13 protein-coding genes are annotated in these 14,257 nt (G+C 68.1%); 4 read left to right on the plus strand and 9 right to left on the minus strand.

Annotation, left to right across the window (positions count from 1 at the left end):
• The 6 genes from EXQ71_11620 to EXQ71_11645 form a co-directional block, all read right to left on the minus strand.
• Window positions 1-1,661, minus strand: a 1,661-nt coding sequence (locus EXQ71_11620) for an acyltransferase (protein MSO88146.1), incomplete at its 3' end; no start/stop codon positions are given.
• Between the two features lie 73 nt (window positions 1,662-1,734).
• Window positions 1,735-2,568, minus strand: a complete 834-nt coding sequence (locus EXQ71_11625; protein MSO88147.1) for a hypothetical protein — start codon at window positions 2,566-2,568, stop codon at window positions 1,735-1,737.
• Complete coding sequence (locus tag EXQ71_11630; protein ID MSO88148.1) at window positions 2,561-3,370, minus strand: RNA methyltransferase; 810 nt, start codon at window positions 3,368-3,370, stop codon at window positions 2,561-2,563. The genes EXQ71_11625 and EXQ71_11630 overlap by 8 nt, the downstream gene beginning before the upstream one ends.
• Window positions 3,371-3,440: 70 nt before the next feature.
• Entirely contained in the window at window positions 3,441-3,953 is a 513-nt protein-coding gene (locus EXQ71_11635) for a low molecular weight phosphatase family protein (GenBank protein MSO88149.1), read from the minus strand.
• Window positions 3,950-4,702 carry a hypothetical protein gene (locus EXQ71_11640; protein MSO88150.1) on the minus strand — a complete coding sequence of 251 codons (753 nt, stop codon included), beginning with the start codon at window positions 4,700-4,702 and terminating at the stop codon, window positions 3,950-3,952. Before EXQ71_11640 ends, EXQ71_11635 begins: the two co-directional genes overlap by 4 nt.
• Window positions 4,675-6,144, minus strand: a complete 1,470-nt coding sequence (locus tag EXQ71_11645; protein MSO88151.1) for an AarF/ABC1/UbiB kinase family protein — start codon at window positions 6,142-6,144, stop codon at window positions 4,675-4,677. The genes EXQ71_11640 and EXQ71_11645 overlap by 28 nt, the downstream gene beginning before the upstream one ends.
• 48 nt (window positions 6,145-6,192) lie before the next feature.
• Here EXQ71_11645 and EXQ71_11650 point away from each other — a divergent pair, with 48 nt between their 5' ends.
• Complete coding sequence (locus tag EXQ71_11650; GenBank protein MSO88152.1) at window positions 6,193-6,714, plus strand: DoxX family protein; 522 nt, start codon at window positions 6,193-6,195, stop codon at window positions 6,712-6,714.
• Between the two features lie 20 nt (window positions 6,715-6,734).
• Here EXQ71_11650 and EXQ71_11655 read toward each other — a convergent pair whose 3' ends face one another.
• On the minus strand, window positions 6,735-7,625 hold the full coding sequence (locus tag EXQ71_11655; GenBank protein ID MSO88153.1) for an alpha/beta hydrolase: 891 nt from the start codon (window positions 7,623-7,625) through the stop codon (window positions 6,735-6,737).
• Between the two features lie 78 nt (window positions 7,626-7,703).
• Between EXQ71_11655 and EXQ71_11660 the strand changes: the two genes are divergently transcribed.
• The 3 genes from EXQ71_11660 to EXQ71_11670 are packed head-to-tail and all read left to right on the plus strand — an operon-like array spanning window position 7,704 to window position 11,999.
• Entirely contained in the window at window positions 7,704-9,080 is a 1,377-nt protein-coding gene (locus EXQ71_11660) for a hydroxymethylglutaryl-CoA synthase family protein (protein ID MSO88154.1), read from the plus strand.
• Window positions 9,080-10,279, plus strand: a complete 1,200-nt coding sequence (locus tag EXQ71_11665; GenBank protein MSO88155.1) for an acetyl-CoA acetyltransferase — start codon at window positions 9,080-9,082, stop codon at window positions 10,277-10,279. The genes EXQ71_11660 and EXQ71_11665 overlap by 1 nt, the downstream gene beginning before the upstream one ends.
• Before the next feature lie 22 nt (window positions 10,280-10,301).
• The gene (locus EXQ71_11670; protein MSO88156.1) at window positions 10,302-11,999 is read left to right on the plus strand and encodes an alpha-galactosidase; all 1,698 of its coding nucleotides are present in this window, start codon (window positions 10,302-10,304) and stop codon (window positions 11,997-11,999) included.
• Here EXQ71_11670 and EXQ71_11675 read toward each other — a convergent pair.
• Together EXQ71_11675 and EXQ71_11680 are read right to left on the minus strand one after the other, a co-directional pair.
• The gene (locus EXQ71_11675; GenBank protein MSO88157.1) at window positions 11,996-13,447 is read right to left on the minus strand and encodes a long-chain fatty acid--CoA ligase; all 1,452 of its coding nucleotides are present in this window, start codon (window positions 13,445-13,447) and stop codon (window positions 11,996-11,998) included. The genes EXQ71_11670 and EXQ71_11675 overlap by 4 nt on opposite strands.
• A 2-nt stretch (window positions 13,448-13,449) precedes the next feature.
• A complete protein-coding gene (locus EXQ71_11680) occupies window positions 13,450-14,256 on the minus strand; it encodes an enoyl-CoA hydratase/isomerase family protein (GenBank protein MSO88158.1) in 807 nt (268 codons plus the stop codon).
• Window position 14,257: the final 1 nt, after the last annotated feature.

The raw sequence follows: 14,257 nt of genomic DNA on the forward strand, positions 1-14,257 counted from the left end.
GCGTTGTTGGCGGCGCTGGACAGACAGAGGAGAGGGTCGTCGTCCTTGCGGGCGATCGGGATCGGCTCGATGATCACGACCTGGCGGCCCTCGGCCACGAATCGGTCGATCGCCCGGCCGGCGGCTGCCGCCAACGAGGCGTCAAAGGCCGAGGGGCCTGGAACGACTCGGCCCTCGGGGGTGAAGAGCTCGACCGGGTTGGCGGAGTCGTCCATTGGGCGTTGAGCCAGCACGATCACATCAGGATCGAGTTCGGTGATGAGTTGGGCGTACCAGAACTCTTTCGCCAGGCGACACGGCTCACCACTGATGAGGAAGAAGACATCGGGTGGCCACGGACACAGGGGGGCCGCCGCCACCGACAAGGTGAGGTCCTGGCGGCGGGCGATTTCGGTGAAGGCGGGGATGTACATCCGGGCGTTGCTGTCGCCCATCAGCAGCAGGTGCTTCCCCGAGCCCACCACCACGGTGCACCCAGCGGTGGCGTCGGGACGACAGTCCGGCAGGGGGGGATTATCGCGTTGGGCGGTGCGCCAGTCGAGGGGGGTGGCCCCGGAGGGTTTGCGGGCGAGGATGCTCGGGGCCAGCACGAGGCCCCCCACGATGCTGAGGGCCAGGCCCGCCGTGATCACGCCCGAGCGGTGGCGGTCGAGGGTTGGTGACAGCCGCACTGGTTGTTCCAGCAGGTGGAAACTGATGGCGGCGAGTCCGGTGGAAGCAATCACCGCCACCCCCGCTACCGCCGGAGGGGCCAGGGTGAACTTGGTGGTAACCAGGATGATGACCGGCCAGTGCCTGAGGTAGGTGCCGTAGGATATGCGCCCGAGGTAGACCGCCCCCCGCCCGGCCAACAGGCCGCTCACCAGGCCATCGGGGACGGCACCCATCGCGACGATGAGCAGGCTCGTGACGGCGGTGATCACCACCCCTCGCCCGATCGGATCCAGGCCCCCGACGGCAGTGGTGAGGACGGCGACGGCGACCAGTCCGACGACCGCCAGTACCTGGGCCGCTCGGGGTCGTGCGGCGGCCCGCGTCACCAGGCTCGGGGTCAGGGCCAGAAACGCGCCGGCGAGCAGTTCGTAGGCTCGGGTATCGGTGCCGTAATAGGCCCGGGTGAGGTTGGTCGAAGCCCACTGAAGCGCCAGGGCCATCGAGGCAAGACCGGCCAGGGCGATGATGCCCCGGAGCCACCGCAACGGTCGTTGCATCCGACGCGTCAGCGCGTAGAGGCCACCGAGCAGCAGCGGCCAGGCCAGGTAAAATTGTTCTTCCACCGCCAGCGACCAAAAATGGGTCAACGGGTTGCGATCGATGTCGGCCGCGAAATAGTCAGCGGCTTGATGAATGAAATACCAGTTGGCTACGTAGAGAAACGCCGCTCGGAAGGCGTCGGCGGCCTCGGCCACTTCGGCGGCGGTGGCAATGACGGTGAACACCACCGCCGTGGTGATCAGCACCACGAACGAGGCGGGGAGAAGGCGCCGAGAGCGGCGGGCGTAGAAGCGCCGAAGGCGAATGCCGCCGTTGGCCGCGATGTCGCGAAGGAGCAGTTGGGTGACTAGGTAGCCGGAGAGTACGAAGAAGATGTCAACGCCGATAAAGCCGTGGCGGAAGATGCCCAGGCCGGAGTGGTAGAGCACCACGAGGTACACCGCCACGGCCCGCAGGCCATCGAGGTAGGGCCGATAGGTGGCGGTGTTACCCTCGGCTTACCCCTCCATCACAGACGGGCTACCAGCCTTTGAAATCAGGGAGCCGGCGCTCGCTGAAGGCCTTGATACCCTCGACCATGTCGGCGGTTGAGGTCACTAGTTCCTGGGCGTAGGCCTCCTCTTCGAAGGCGGTGTGGCGCGAACTTTCGTGGCTGCGGTTGATGAGCCACTTTGTCATCGAGAGGGCCTTGGTGGGGCCGTGGGCCAAGCGGGTGGCGAGATCGTCCACGGCGGCGGTCAATCCGGCGGCGGGGACCACGCGATTGGCGATGCCGAACCGTTCGCACTCCGCCGCCGGGAGATCATCGCCGAGGAACATCAGTTCCTTGGCCCGGTGGGGGCCAATGAGGCGGGGGAGGAGGTAGGCCCCGCCGGCGTCGGGAATGATGCCGCGTTTGACGAACACCTCGATGAGGCGGGCGTGGTCGGCCATGACGACAAGGTCGCAGGCCAGGACCAGGTTGGCTCCGCCCCCCGCCGCCGTGCCGTTGACCGCCGCAATCACCGGTTTCTCGCAGTCCATGATGGAGATCACCAGGCGCTGCCAGCCGCGTCGGATGAGCCGGGAGATGTCGCCGAGGGTGCGGTCGGGAGCATCGGGAGGGCGAGGCGGCGACGGCGGTTGTGCGCCGCCGAGGCCGGCACCGGTGCAGAAATGTTTCTCACCGGCGCCTGTGAGGACCACGGCTCGCACCCCGAGGGTGGCCGAGAGTTCGTCGAAGGTCTCGGCGAGGTGGTCGCGCATCTCCGCCGTGAGGGAGTTGCCGGCCTCGGCCCGGTTGATCGTGACGCGCGCAATGCCGTCGTCGATGGTGGTGAGGATCAGCTCGGTCACGGGAACATCATCATCCATGGCCTCCTAGGCTACTCATCACGTGGTGGAGCACGATTCCAGCCGCCACCGCCACGTTGAGGGAACTGGCCGAACCGGCCATGGGAATGGCCAGGCTCACATCGGCCAGGGCGGCGAGGGCGGTCGAGAGGCCGGTGCGCTCGCTGCCCAAAAGGATGACCGCCGGCCGAGAGAGAACGACAGCGCCACTCAGCGGGACCTCGCCGTGTTCGTCGGTGGCGTAGACGGTCACCGGCGCCTTCGTCCGCCATTGCGCCACCCAGTCGATGAGGGCCTCATTGCTCGGCACGGGCACTACGGGCAGGGCAAAGAGCGACCCCACGCTGGCCCGCACTGTCTGGGGGTCGTAGAGGTGGGCACCGTGTCCGCTGAGGAGCACCCCGGCCGCGCCGAGCGCATCGCTCGTGCGGATGATCGTGCCGAGGTTGCCGGGATTGCCCGGCCGGTCCAGCACCACCACCACCCCATCGCTTTGGTGGGGAACGGCGGCAAGGTCGGGCACCGGGATGCGGCCGAGAAGCATCAACTCCGGTGGCTCATCCCGCGCCGTCAGGCGGGCGAACAGATCGGCGCGTACCTCGATGACCGTGTCCACCCGCGCCAGGCAATCCTCGGCCCACGGCGAGCGGTGGGTTGCCGCCGGCACAAGGGCGGCCCGCACCGGCCACTCGACGGCGAGAGCCCGAGTGATGGCTTGTACCCCCTCGATGAGGAACTCGCCGCGTTGCTCACGCTTCCGGCGGTTGTGCCGGAGCGCCTCAAGTAGTTGGAACTCGGCGTTCTCCGTGAGGATCCGGGTCATGGCGGCGGCCGCATTGAACGGTGGCCCCGGGCGGGGTGAGCGTCGGTGTTGGTGGCGGGGCGCGCTCCGGTCACGGTTGCTCCAGACGGATCGCCAGGGTGGCCACCAGATCAACTATGGCGCGCGCACAGGCGGCGAACTGCTCGGCGTCACCGCCTCCGGGATCCACGACTTCCTCCCAGTCCTCCACGGTGATGCTGGCCAAGCCGAGGCGACCAACTCGATCCGCCAGGGTGGCATCGTCGGTGGGCAGGTCTCGGGCCAGGCGTCGCAGCGTGCCGGTTCGGTTGGCTACCTCGGGATGCGTGCGGCGCACCCAGTGGACATGCTCGGGGGCTAGGGCGATCACCACCGCGGCCGCCTCGAGGTCGGGGCGCGACGCCTGCCGACTGCGGTGTGCCGGAGCCGATAGGCCCACGCGGTCGAGGGCGGCCCTCGTGCGCCAGCTCATGGGTTGGCCCTCCACCACGAGGGTTCCTGCCGTGGTCACCGACCAGGCCGGGAGGTGGGCCTCCAACGCCGCCCCGGCCATGACTGACCGGGCGGCATTGCCCGTGCAGAGGAACACGACGCCGACGGTCACGGGATCCGGATTCTTGCCCGGACGGCCCGATGGTCTGATCCGAGGTCGGCCGATACGTCGCTCCACACCTCGGTTACCGCCTCGCTGCACAACACATGGTCGATGCGACTGATGGGGCGATGGGCGGGCCAGGTGTTACCCGACCCGATGCGGGTCCAGCCGGGCGGGGCAATGGCGCTGAGGCACCAGCCCCACATGTTCATGTCGCCGAGGAGAACCGCCGCCTGATCAGGGGCGGGGAGGCTTCGTCGCAACGGTCCTGCGTGTCGCGCCGAACCGAACTCGAGGTGGCTGAAATGGGTGCCGATCACGGTGAGGGGAGAGCCGTCCACGTCGAGGTCGACCAGCAGCAGTGCCCGGTGGACCCTGTCGAGACGCAGCGGCGGGAGATCGATCTGGCGGTGTCGGAGGATCGGAAAGCGGGAGAGCACCGCCACCCCCCATTCGCCCTCGCCCACGCCCACGGATCCGGGGGGGCCGATGACCGCGGGCTGCGGGTGGAGGGTGGAGCGACCGAGCGACGCCGCCACCACCGACCAGCCCAGCAACGCGGCGGTGGCGTCGTGTTGACTCGGGGCATCATCGGGCGCCCAGGACTCCTGCAGGACAATCACCTCCGCGTCGAGGTTGGCGCAGGCCGCCGGTACGTCGAACGGAACGAGCCCGCCGCGCACCGGCCCTCTCCCCCAATGGACGTTGAAGGTGGCCAGGGTGACTTCGGTCATCGCGGCGCTCGAGCGGCGGCCCATTCGGCCGCTCGTCGGCCCAGTTCGGTGGAGGGGGGGCCCTGGACAAACGGCCAGATCTCCTCGGAGATCCGCCGCCAGTTGGCGGTGGCGTTGAGCTGACCGAAGATGGCGTAGAGGCCGAGGTTGATGCGTTGAATGATGACGAAGGTAGGCGGAACGTTGGCGGACTTCAGGATGGGCCCGAACTGGCTGCTGGCATCGAAGAACCGGCGCACGGTCTCCGAGGCGTACTCGGCGGTGATGGCCCGTACCTCGTCGTGCCGCACGAAGTCGTAGAAGTGCCCGAAGTAGTCCTCCACCTCGGCATCGCTGAAGGCATCCCCGCCTTTCATCAGGCCGATGTCTTCGATCAGGCGGCGGTAGGTGCCGATGTCGTGATCCACAACCATGGCCTTGAGCATCGCCCCGATCAGGTCCACCTCGGAGGGGCTGAAGCGCTTCACGAGGCCGAAGTCCAGGAACGTCACATGACCCCCGGGCCGAAACAAGTAGTTGCCGGGGTGGGGATCGCCGTTGAAGGCGTGGAGTTGGTAGAGGCTGCCGAACACGAAACGGAAGATGGCTTCCGCGGCGAGGTCGCGCTCGGTCTGGGACCAACCCTCCACCTCCGAGAAGCGCGCCCCCTGCGCCAGTTCGGTGGTCAACACCCGTTCGGTGGAGAACTCCGGGAGCACCGCAGGGATATGAATGAAGGGGTGCCCCTCGTAGAAACGGGCGAAGAGGGCTTGGTTCTCGGCTTCGAGTCGGTAGTCGAGTTCCTCCAACAGTCGCTCGCGTAGTTCGGCCACCAATGGCTCGGGTTCGAGGCTGGGAAAGAGCATCCGCATCGCCCCGAACACCATCCCGGCGTTATCCAGATCGGCTCGAATCGCCGCCCCCACCCCGGGGTACTGCACCTTCACCACCACGGCCCGGCCATCGTGCGTGATGGCCCGATGCACCTGACCGATCGACGCGGAGGCGATGGGCTGGGGATCCCACGTGGCGAAGACCTCCGTCGGGACACTCCCGAGTTCTTCGCGCACGACCTGGGCGGCCAGAGCGGCGCTCATGGGCGGCGCGTTCTGTTGCAGTTCCGCTAGCGCTTGTCGCACCGGGGTGGGCAGGCCCGGGTCCAAGTAGCTGGCCATTTGCCCCAACTTCATCATGGCGCCCTTCATCTGGCCGAGGGCTTCGGTGATCGATTCGGCCGTCTGCAGTTCGAATCGCTCGTCGAGTTCCCCTTGCCGTTCCACCGAGGCGAACGCTCGCCGGGCCCGGTGCAGGGCGTACTGGCGGCCCGCCTGGGCCCCCAGGCCGGCCATCTTCAGATTGCGGCGGGTGCGGCTCGCGGAGGCGATCGGCCCCGGTTGAGGCCTCGTCGCGTGGCGTACCGCCATCAGCCCGGCCGTGCCCGCCAGGATGAGGGCCGCCCGCCGCGCGGTCTCGAAAAAGCTGGGCATGGCCCCCAAGCGTACTGACGCCCCGGTACCGTTCCGGCCGTGAAGAACATCGACGCGTTCAACTTGGCTCTGCTCCTGCTGCGTGGCGGGGTAGGAGCGGTGATGTTGGCCCACGGCATCAACCACATCTTCCGGGGCGGGAAGATCGAAGGGACGGGTCGTTGGTTCGCCAGCCTCGGGATGAAACCGGGCCGACTGCACGCCTGGCTGGCCAGCATCACCGAGATCATCGGCGGTGTCCTGCTGTTACTTGGGCTACTGATGCCGCTGGCGGGGGCGGCGGTGGTGGGGGTGATGTTGGTGGCCTGGATCACCAACCACCGCGGGAATGGCTTTTTCATCTTCCGCCCGGGCGAGGGCTGGGAATACGTGATGACCCTCACGCTCACCGGCTTGGCCCTGGGGGTGTTGGGAGCAGGGGAATGGTCGCTCGATCATCAACTGGAGATCTTCGATCCACCGGGGGCAGAGGGTCTGCTCATCGTGCTGGCGGCGGGCGGCGGCGGGGCTCTGGCGTTGCTGGCGCTGTGCTGGCGTCCGCCGGCCAAGGATCCCAAACCTGCCCCCTGATGAGTGGCGTGCCGCAGGGGCTAGCGAAACGACGCCGCGATGTGGGACGCAATGGCCTTGGCGCCGCGAGGGGCGAGCAGGATCGAGTGGTGGTTGGTGTTTTCCACCAGCATCTCGAGACGGATCGGCCAGGTGGCTCGGAAGGGGTTGAGAAGTTCGTCGGGGAGCAGAGGGGGAACCTGGTTGAGTAAGCCCCGGGGGGCGCGCAGCAACACCGCCCGCTGGGGGAGGGTGAGAAAGGCCCCGCGTACTTCGGGGTCCGTGAGGAGTTCTCGCCCGTCGAACCCGACGGCCTCAATCGAAATGGAAGACCGCAGATTCGGTTCGGTGCTGCCGATGAGGTCGTGGTCGAGCCAGGCCTTCGTGTCGGCGTTCCAGGCGCCAGGATCGGCCAGGGCGGGGTGCGCCCGCCAGAACGCATCGTGGTCGGCGCGGGTGGCGAAGGTCTGGGCGAGACGGTTCAGGGTGGGGCCGAGCACGCCATGGAAGAGCGATTCGGGATCGACGTGGCGAGGGAGTCGGAGGGGTACCCCGCCATCTACCAGAATCACCGCCGACCAGCGGTTCGGGTTGACGGTGGCCGCCGTGGTGGCCACGTAGGCCCCCAGCGAATGGCCCACCAACACCGCCTGCTCGAGGCCCAGGTGGTCGAGGATGGCCACGAGGTCGGCGGCGTGCGCTCGCATGCCGAACGGCGCCGGGAGGGTGTTGGACGTGCCCCGACCGCGCAGGTCTGGGGCAATCAAGGAGATACTCGGATCGATCATCCGGGCCACCGACTGCCAGGAGCATTGGTTACCGATGATGCCGTGGGCTGCCACCACTACCCTGGGGCCCTCGCCCCAGCGCCGCACCCCCAGCGCCCCGCCCGCCACCGGTACTTCGAAGATGGAGTGCGGCCCGAGTGCCATGGCCGCAGGGTAGCGCCGCGGGTGGGAGGGTTCTGGACAAATGTGACGACCCGTCAGAGAGCGTCGTAACCTGGCGGCATGGCAACCCGCGGAATCGTCGGTGCCGCCGTCTACCTACCTCATCGTCGCCTCGATCGCACCACGATGGCGGCCATCTCCGGTGGCGGGGGAGGTCGCGGTACCCGGACCGTGGCGGGCTACGACGAGGACACCACCACGATGGGAGTGGAAGCCGCCCGCGCCGCGCTGCGGCCCTTGGGTGATGTGCGGCCGCAGGCACTGTGGTTCTCCACGGTGGCCCCGGCCTACGCCGACAAGACAAACGCCACAACCATTCATGCCGCGCTGCGGTTGCCGACCTCAACCGGCGCCTTCGATGCCAACGGGTCGGTGCGCTCGGCCGTCGGTGCTCTGCGCGCCGCGCTGGCTGCTTCCGGTCCTCAGGTGGTGGTGAGCGCCGATCTCCGTGCGGGGTTGCCGGGTGGTGCCGATGAAGCCACCTTTGGTGATGGTGCAGCCGCACTGGTGATTGCTGATGCCGACACGGCACCGGTGCTGGCGGAGGTCATCGGGTGGGGGTGTGTCACCGAGGAGTTCCTCGACCGTTGGCGCATACCGGGAGAGGACCGCTCCCGTACATGGGAGGAACGCTTCGGTGAGACGCGCTACCTGCCCCTGGGCGTCGCAGCATGGGAACAAGCGTTGGGCGCCGCTGAGCAGAGATCCGATCAGATCGACCACATCATCATCACGGGAACCTCCACCCGCGCCAATGCCGCCTTGGCCAAGAAGCTCGCCGTGGGGGAGCGCCGCATCGACGACTTAGGGGCCACGGTGGGCAATACCGGCGCCGCCCATCCGGCTTTGCTGCTTACTGCGGCGCTCGAGGTGGCGAGCCCGGGGCAGGTCATTGCCTTGATCGTTCTGGCCGACGGCGCCGATGTGATGCTGGTGCGCACCACCGATGCCCTCGCCGCCTGGGCGCCGTCTCGGCCGCTGGCCCCGCAGGTGGCCGCCGGGGGGGAGATCGCCTACGGCACATACCTGCGTTGGCGGGGCCTGCTTCCCGTGGAACCGCCGCGGCGTCCGGAGCCGGCTCGCCCGTCGGCCTCGGCGGCGGCTCGCTCGGCCGATTGGAAGTTTGGCTTCGTGGGATCGTCGAGCGAGGGTGGGCCCGTGCATCTCCCGCCCCAGCCCGGCGACGATGGGGCGGTACCCATGGCCGATGCGAGCGGAACCATCGTGACCTTTACCGTGGATCGCCTGGCGTACTCGCCCAGCCCCCCGGTGGTGTTCGCGGTAGTCGACTTCGACGGCGGTGGACGACTACCGGTGGAACTCACCGATGTCGACATCGATCAGGTGCGCATCGGCGGACGGGTGGAACCCACCTTTCGGAAACTCTTCACCGCCGATGGCATCCACAACTACTTCTGGAAGGCTCGGATGACCTGATGGGCTCGCATGGGATCAAGGATCGCGTCGCCATCGTGGGCATGGGCTGCACCCGCTTCGCGGAGCACTGGGACAAGGGGCTCGACGACCTCTTGTTGGAAGCCACCGGCGATGCCTTCGCCGACGCCGGGGTACACCAGGACGACGTGGACGCCTACTGGCTGGGCACGGCCCAAGGGGGCATGAGTGGGATGCTGCTCTCGAAGCCGCTGCAACTCGAGGGCAAGCCCGTCAGCCGGGTGGAGAACATGTGTGCCACCGGCTCGGACGCGCTGCGCCAGGCCGCCTACGCCGTGGCCTCGGGTGCCTACGACCTCGCCATGGCGGTGGGCGTGGAGAAAGTGAAGGACTCGGGCTACCAGGGGCTCAACGCCTTCCCGGTGCCCAACGATGGCACCGGCCGCACCCTTACGGCCGCCGCCATGTTCTCGATGGTGTTGCCCGCCTACGCCACCCGGTACGGCGTGGATGCCCAGGAACTGAAGGCGGTGCTGGCTCGCATCGCTTCCAAGAATCACTACAACGGCGCCCGCAACCCGCGGGCGCAGTTCCGTCGTGAGATGTCGGTGGAGCAAATCCTGGCCATGCCCGATGTGGCTGGGGGTCTCTCGGTGTTCGACTGTGCCGGCGTGGCCGATGGGGCGGCGGCGGCGATTGTGTGTCGCGCCGAAGATGCCCATCGATACACCGAGACGCCGCTGTATGTGAAGGCGCTGTCCTTCGTGGCGGGCAACGGCTCGGGTCTTACCGATCCCGCCTACGACTACACCACCTTCCCCGAGATCGTGGCCTGCGCCCGCGATGCCTACGCCCAGGCTGGCATCACCAACCCCCGAACCGAACTCGCCATGGCCGAAGTGCACGACTGCTTCACCCCCACCGAGTTGGTGCTCATGGAGGACCTCGGCTTTTGCGAACGCGGCACGGCGTGGCAGGAGATCCAGGCCGGCGCCTTCGATCTGGCCGGTGACTTGCCGGTGAACCCCGATGGCGGCCTCAAGTCGTTCGGCCATCCGGTGGGGGCGTCGGGACTGCGCATGATGTTCGAGGCCTGGCTGCAACTGCGGAATCAGGCGCCCGTCGATCGTCAGATCGCCACCACGACCGACCGCCACTTGGCCCTCACCCATAACCTGGGCGGCTACCCCGGGGAGATGGTGAGCTTCGTGTCGATTCTCGGCACCGAACTCGACGGCTAGCGCAGCCCCTAGGGTCAGTCGGATGCAGTTTCGAGAAGATCGGGTGGACATACGCTCGGGCGAGGTTGATGCCATCGAGGTGGAGTGGTGTTGGTCCTCGCACCGGCTCAGTTGGTCGATCACCAATCGCTCGGACGCGCCGGTGGCGGTAGACGCGGTGGCGGTGGTGGGGCGGCTCGAGGGGGTGCGAGAGCCGTTGCGGGTGCTCCGCCACGGCTATCAGTCGTGGTCGCCCACCGCCGTAGCCACCTTTCGGGTGGATGAGGATGGATCGCGTGCCACCGGTGTTGGTTCGCTTCCGATCGGAATGCACCACGCCGATTGGGCGCTGGCGGAGCCCGACGAGTTGCGCAGTGAGATGGTCACCGCGCTGCGCGACGACCGGGGGGCGGTAGTGGTGGCCGGGTTCCTCGGGGGGTCCGAACACGACGGCACCTTCCGGGTTCGGGCGGCTCGCGACGGGAGCGAGCACATCGAGTTGTGGATCGAAGCCTTTCTCGGGGGGGCGGTGTTGGGGCCGGGGGAGCGGCAGGAACTGCACGAGGTCAGCCTGGCGGTAGGCGAGGGCGAGCCGTCGGCTCTGCTCTCGGCGTGGGCCGCCGAGCGGGGGGCGGTGGACTCGGCCCGCACCACGGCGGCCTACCAGGTGGGCTGGTGTTCCTGGTACCACTATTTCCATGCCGTGACCGAAGCAGACCTGCGGTCCAATCTGGCCCGGGCGGGGGCGTGGCCGTTCGATGTGTTCCAACTCGATGACGGTTTCCAGGCCGCCATCGGCGACTGGCTGGACACCAACGACAAGTTCCCCACCCCCATCGAGGGATTGGCCGCCGCCATCGCCACCGAAGGCCTCACCCCGGGTATTTGGATCGCTCCCTTCTTGGCCGGTCCTGCATCCGAACTCGCCCGGGCTCACCCGGATTGGTTGGCGGTGCATCGCCCCAGCGGGCGGCCGCTGGTGGGGATGGTCAGTGACCACTGGGGGGGTGCGGTGCACACGCTGGACACCTCGAATCCGGAGGTGCTGGACCATCTCGAGCACCTGGCGCGATCGCTCGTGGAGGCTGGCTACCCGTACATCAAGCTCGATTTCACCTACGCGCCGTCGATCCCCGGCGGCTACGCCGATCCCAGCCGTACCCCGGCGCAACGGGTGCGGGCGGGCTTCGATGCGCTGCGGCGCGGAGCGGGCGAGGACACGTTTCTCTTGGGATGCGGGGCGCCGCTGGGGACCACCGTGGGGGTGGTGGACGGTATGCGGATCGGGGCCGACGTGGCGCCGTGGTGGCACCCGCAACCCGAGCAATATCAACCCGCTGGGCATCTCGGCGGGGAACCGGCCACCGTCAACGCGTGGCGCAACACGCTCAGCCGCTCGTTCATGCACCGTCAACTGTGGCTGAATGACCCCGACTGCCTCATGCTCCGATCGGCGCGCACTCGGTTGGATCCCGACCAGATGCGGGCTTGGGCCCTGGCGGTGGGGGTGAGTGGCGGTATGGCGTTGGTGTCTGATGATCTCGCCCTGCTCGGTGCTGATGAGCGGGCCCTGCTCGATGAGGTGGTGGCCCTCGGCCGAGAAGTGGATGCCGAATCCGCTCCGCCCCGCTGCCTTGATCTGATGGAGGCGGACCCCCCGAGTCGCCTGGTGAGCGCCAGCGTCGAACTGGTGGGCGACCCCGCTCGGGGCGCCGCCTACCTGCAGGGCCGGCTGGCCTAGCCCATCTCGGGTTGATCGGTGGGATGATCCACTTCATCGGCGGCGAGGTGCCGCCGGTCGATCTTGTGCATCGGGGTGAGGGGTAGCTCCGCCACGAGTCGGAGCGCCTCTGGCCACTTGTAGCGAGCCAACCGGGGCTCGAGAAATGACCGTAGGTCCGCCAGGGTGGGAGGTCGTTGGGGGTCGACGGGCACGACGATGGCTACCCCCTGTTCCCCCATGAGCGCGTCGGGTCGCGGCACCACCACCACCTCGGTCACCGCAGGGTGGTCGGTGAGCACCGCCTCCACCTCGGCGGGGTACACGTTGTAGCCCCCCCGGATGAACATGTCGGTGAGGCGTCCCGCCAGGCGCAGGAGACCCCGCTCATCGATGAGGCCGAGGTCGCCAGTGCGCAGCCAGCCGTCGCTCAGCGCGTCGGCGGTGGCATCGGGGTTCTGCCAATAGCCGGTCATGGCGGTGGGGGAGTGCAGCCACACTTCTCCCACCTCGCCCACGGGAAGGGTCTTGGTGTCGTCGCGGATCGCGATGTTGATGTCGCCCCTCGCTCGGCCCACGGTGAAGAGGGCTTCGTCGTCATCCGCGTCGAAGGCGGTGCCGGTGCCACAGCCGCCCGACTCGGTAGAGGAGTACCGGATCGAGTAGTCGGCCTGGAACCGGGCTCTGGCCTCTCGCACGAGCGCCGGTGGTGAGGCAGCACCACCCATGATCAGATGTTTCACGGCGCTCAGGTCGTAGGCGTCGAGGTCCTCGCAGAGAAGCAGGGCGATCTGGGGTGCTACTCCGCCGATGGTGCTGATCTGGTGGGTGGCGATGCAGGCCAACGCATCGCGGGCGCGCCAGCGCGCCAGCAAGTGCGTGGTGGTGCCGAGTCGGAGGTACCACGGCAGTTTGGTCATGAAGCCCACGTGGGCGAATTGGGTGCCCGCCAGCAGATGGGCGACGGGCGTGGCGGGGTTGCCCCAGACATCGGCCCCATCGATGCGGGTGATGGCGGCCAGTTGCCGGTTACCAAAGAGGGCCCCTTTGGGCGTGCCGGTGGTGCCCGAGGTGAACACCAACGCCACGGGGCGGTCGGGGTCGGGGGGGAGGGGGGGGACGGCATCGGAACGGCGCAGCGCCTCAACCTCAGGGGCGGTGGTGAGGGTGAGAGCCGCTCCCGCCACCTGCGCTACCGCCGCCTGCTCGGGGGGTGCCAAGCGTGGGTTTACCCCCGCGGTGATGGCGCCAATCTTGGCGGCGGCGGCGTAGGCAATCACGTACGCCGACTCCGACGGTAGGCCCAGCAGCACCACATCGCCCACGGTCACCCCGGCGGCGGACATCCCGGCCGCTACTTCGCTGGAACGCGTGTCGAGGTCGGTGTAACTGAGGGTGCGTCCGTCGGGATCCACGAAGGCCACCCGGTGTCCGAATCGGGCTGCCGCCCCCCGAACGGTGGCCGCCAGTGTCACCGGATCGTGGGATCGATGCGCACGCCAGAGGTAAAGACCGACTGGCCTTGGGCGAGGGCCTCGGGGCTCATGGCGAGATTGAGGAACGTATTGCCCACTTCGAGCATCTGAGATCGTGTGAGTTCCCGGGCGGCCCAAAGGGAGCGGAGGCTGGCCTGCACGGCGGCGGGGGGCTGGGAGGCGATGGCGGCCGCGATGCGGTGGGCGGTGGGGAGAAGATCAGCGGTGGGTACGACCTCGGTGACCAAGCCGATCTCCAGTGCCCGGGCCGCGCTGATGCGTTCGTGGTTCCCCAGCAGGGTCATACGCATCACTTCCCCGAAGGGCATGTGCTGCAACATGAGGGCCGGTTCGAACACGGCCGGCATGCCGTAGGTCACGTGGGGGTCGAAGAAACTGGCGTGGTCGGCGGCGATGAGGATGTCGGCCTCGCCCAGCAGATAGAAGGCGCCCCCGCAGGCCATACCGTTGATGGCGGCGATGACCGGCTTCCAGCATTCGTTGCTGCGGGGTCCGAGGCGGCCACCGGGATCGCGATAGGTGAGCGGGTCGAAGGTGTAAACCGCGCCGTCTTCGGCGGGCACTTCGGAACGGTCGATGCCCGTACAGAAGGCCTTGGTGCCGGTGGCGGTCACCACGATGGCCCGCACGGTGTCGTCCTCCCGCACCTGCGCCCAGGTGGCGGCCATCTCGTCGCACATCGTGGTGGTGAACGCGTTGTGATGATCAGCCCGGTCGAGGGTGATGGTGGCCACTCCGGCGGCGGCCTCGTAGCGGATTGTGGTGAGCGTGGTTGGGTCCATC

The sequence above is a fragment of the Acidimicrobiia bacterium genome (assembly GCA_009694375.1).
In the GTDB taxonomy this organism is placed as follows: domain Bacteria; phylum Actinomycetota; class Acidimicrobiia; order Acidimicrobiales; family VFJN01; genus VFJN01.

Excerpts from the sequence above, each read along its gene's own strand:
- EXQ71_11665 (MSO88155.1), top strand. The coding sequence starts at position 9,080 with ATGGGCTCGCATGGGATCAAGGATCGCGTCGCCATCGTGGGCATGGGC.
- EXQ71_11630 (MSO88148.1), bottom strand. The coding sequence starts at position 3,370 with ATGACCCGGATCCTCACGGAGAACGCCGAGTTCCAACTACTTGAGGCG.
- EXQ71_11625 (MSO88147.1), bottom strand. The coding sequence starts at position 2,568 with ATGGATGATGATGTTCCCGTGACCGAGCTGATCCTCACCACCATCGAC.
- EXQ71_11655 (MSO88153.1), bottom strand. The coding sequence starts at position 7,625 with ATGGCACTCGGGCCGCACTCCATCTTCGAAGTACCGGTGGCGGGCGGG.
- EXQ71_11640 (MSO88150.1), bottom strand. The coding sequence starts at position 4,702 with ATGGGCCGCCGCTCGAGCGCCGCGATGACCGAAGTCACCCTGGCCACC.
- EXQ71_11670 (MSO88156.1), top strand. The coding sequence starts at position 10,302 with ATGCAGTTTCGAGAAGATCGGGTGGACATACGCTCGGGCGAGGTTGAT.
- EXQ71_11645 (MSO88151.1), bottom strand. The coding sequence starts at position 6,144 with ATGCCCAGCTTTTTCGAGACCGCGCGGCGGGCGGCCCTCATCCTGGCG.
- EXQ71_11680 (MSO88158.1), bottom strand. The coding sequence starts at position 14,256 with ATGGACCCAACCACGCTCACCACAATCCGCTACGAGGCCGCCGCCGGA.
- EXQ71_11660 (MSO88154.1), top strand. The coding sequence starts at position 7,704 with ATGGCAACCCGCGGAATCGTCGGTGCCGCCGTCTACCTACCTCATCGT.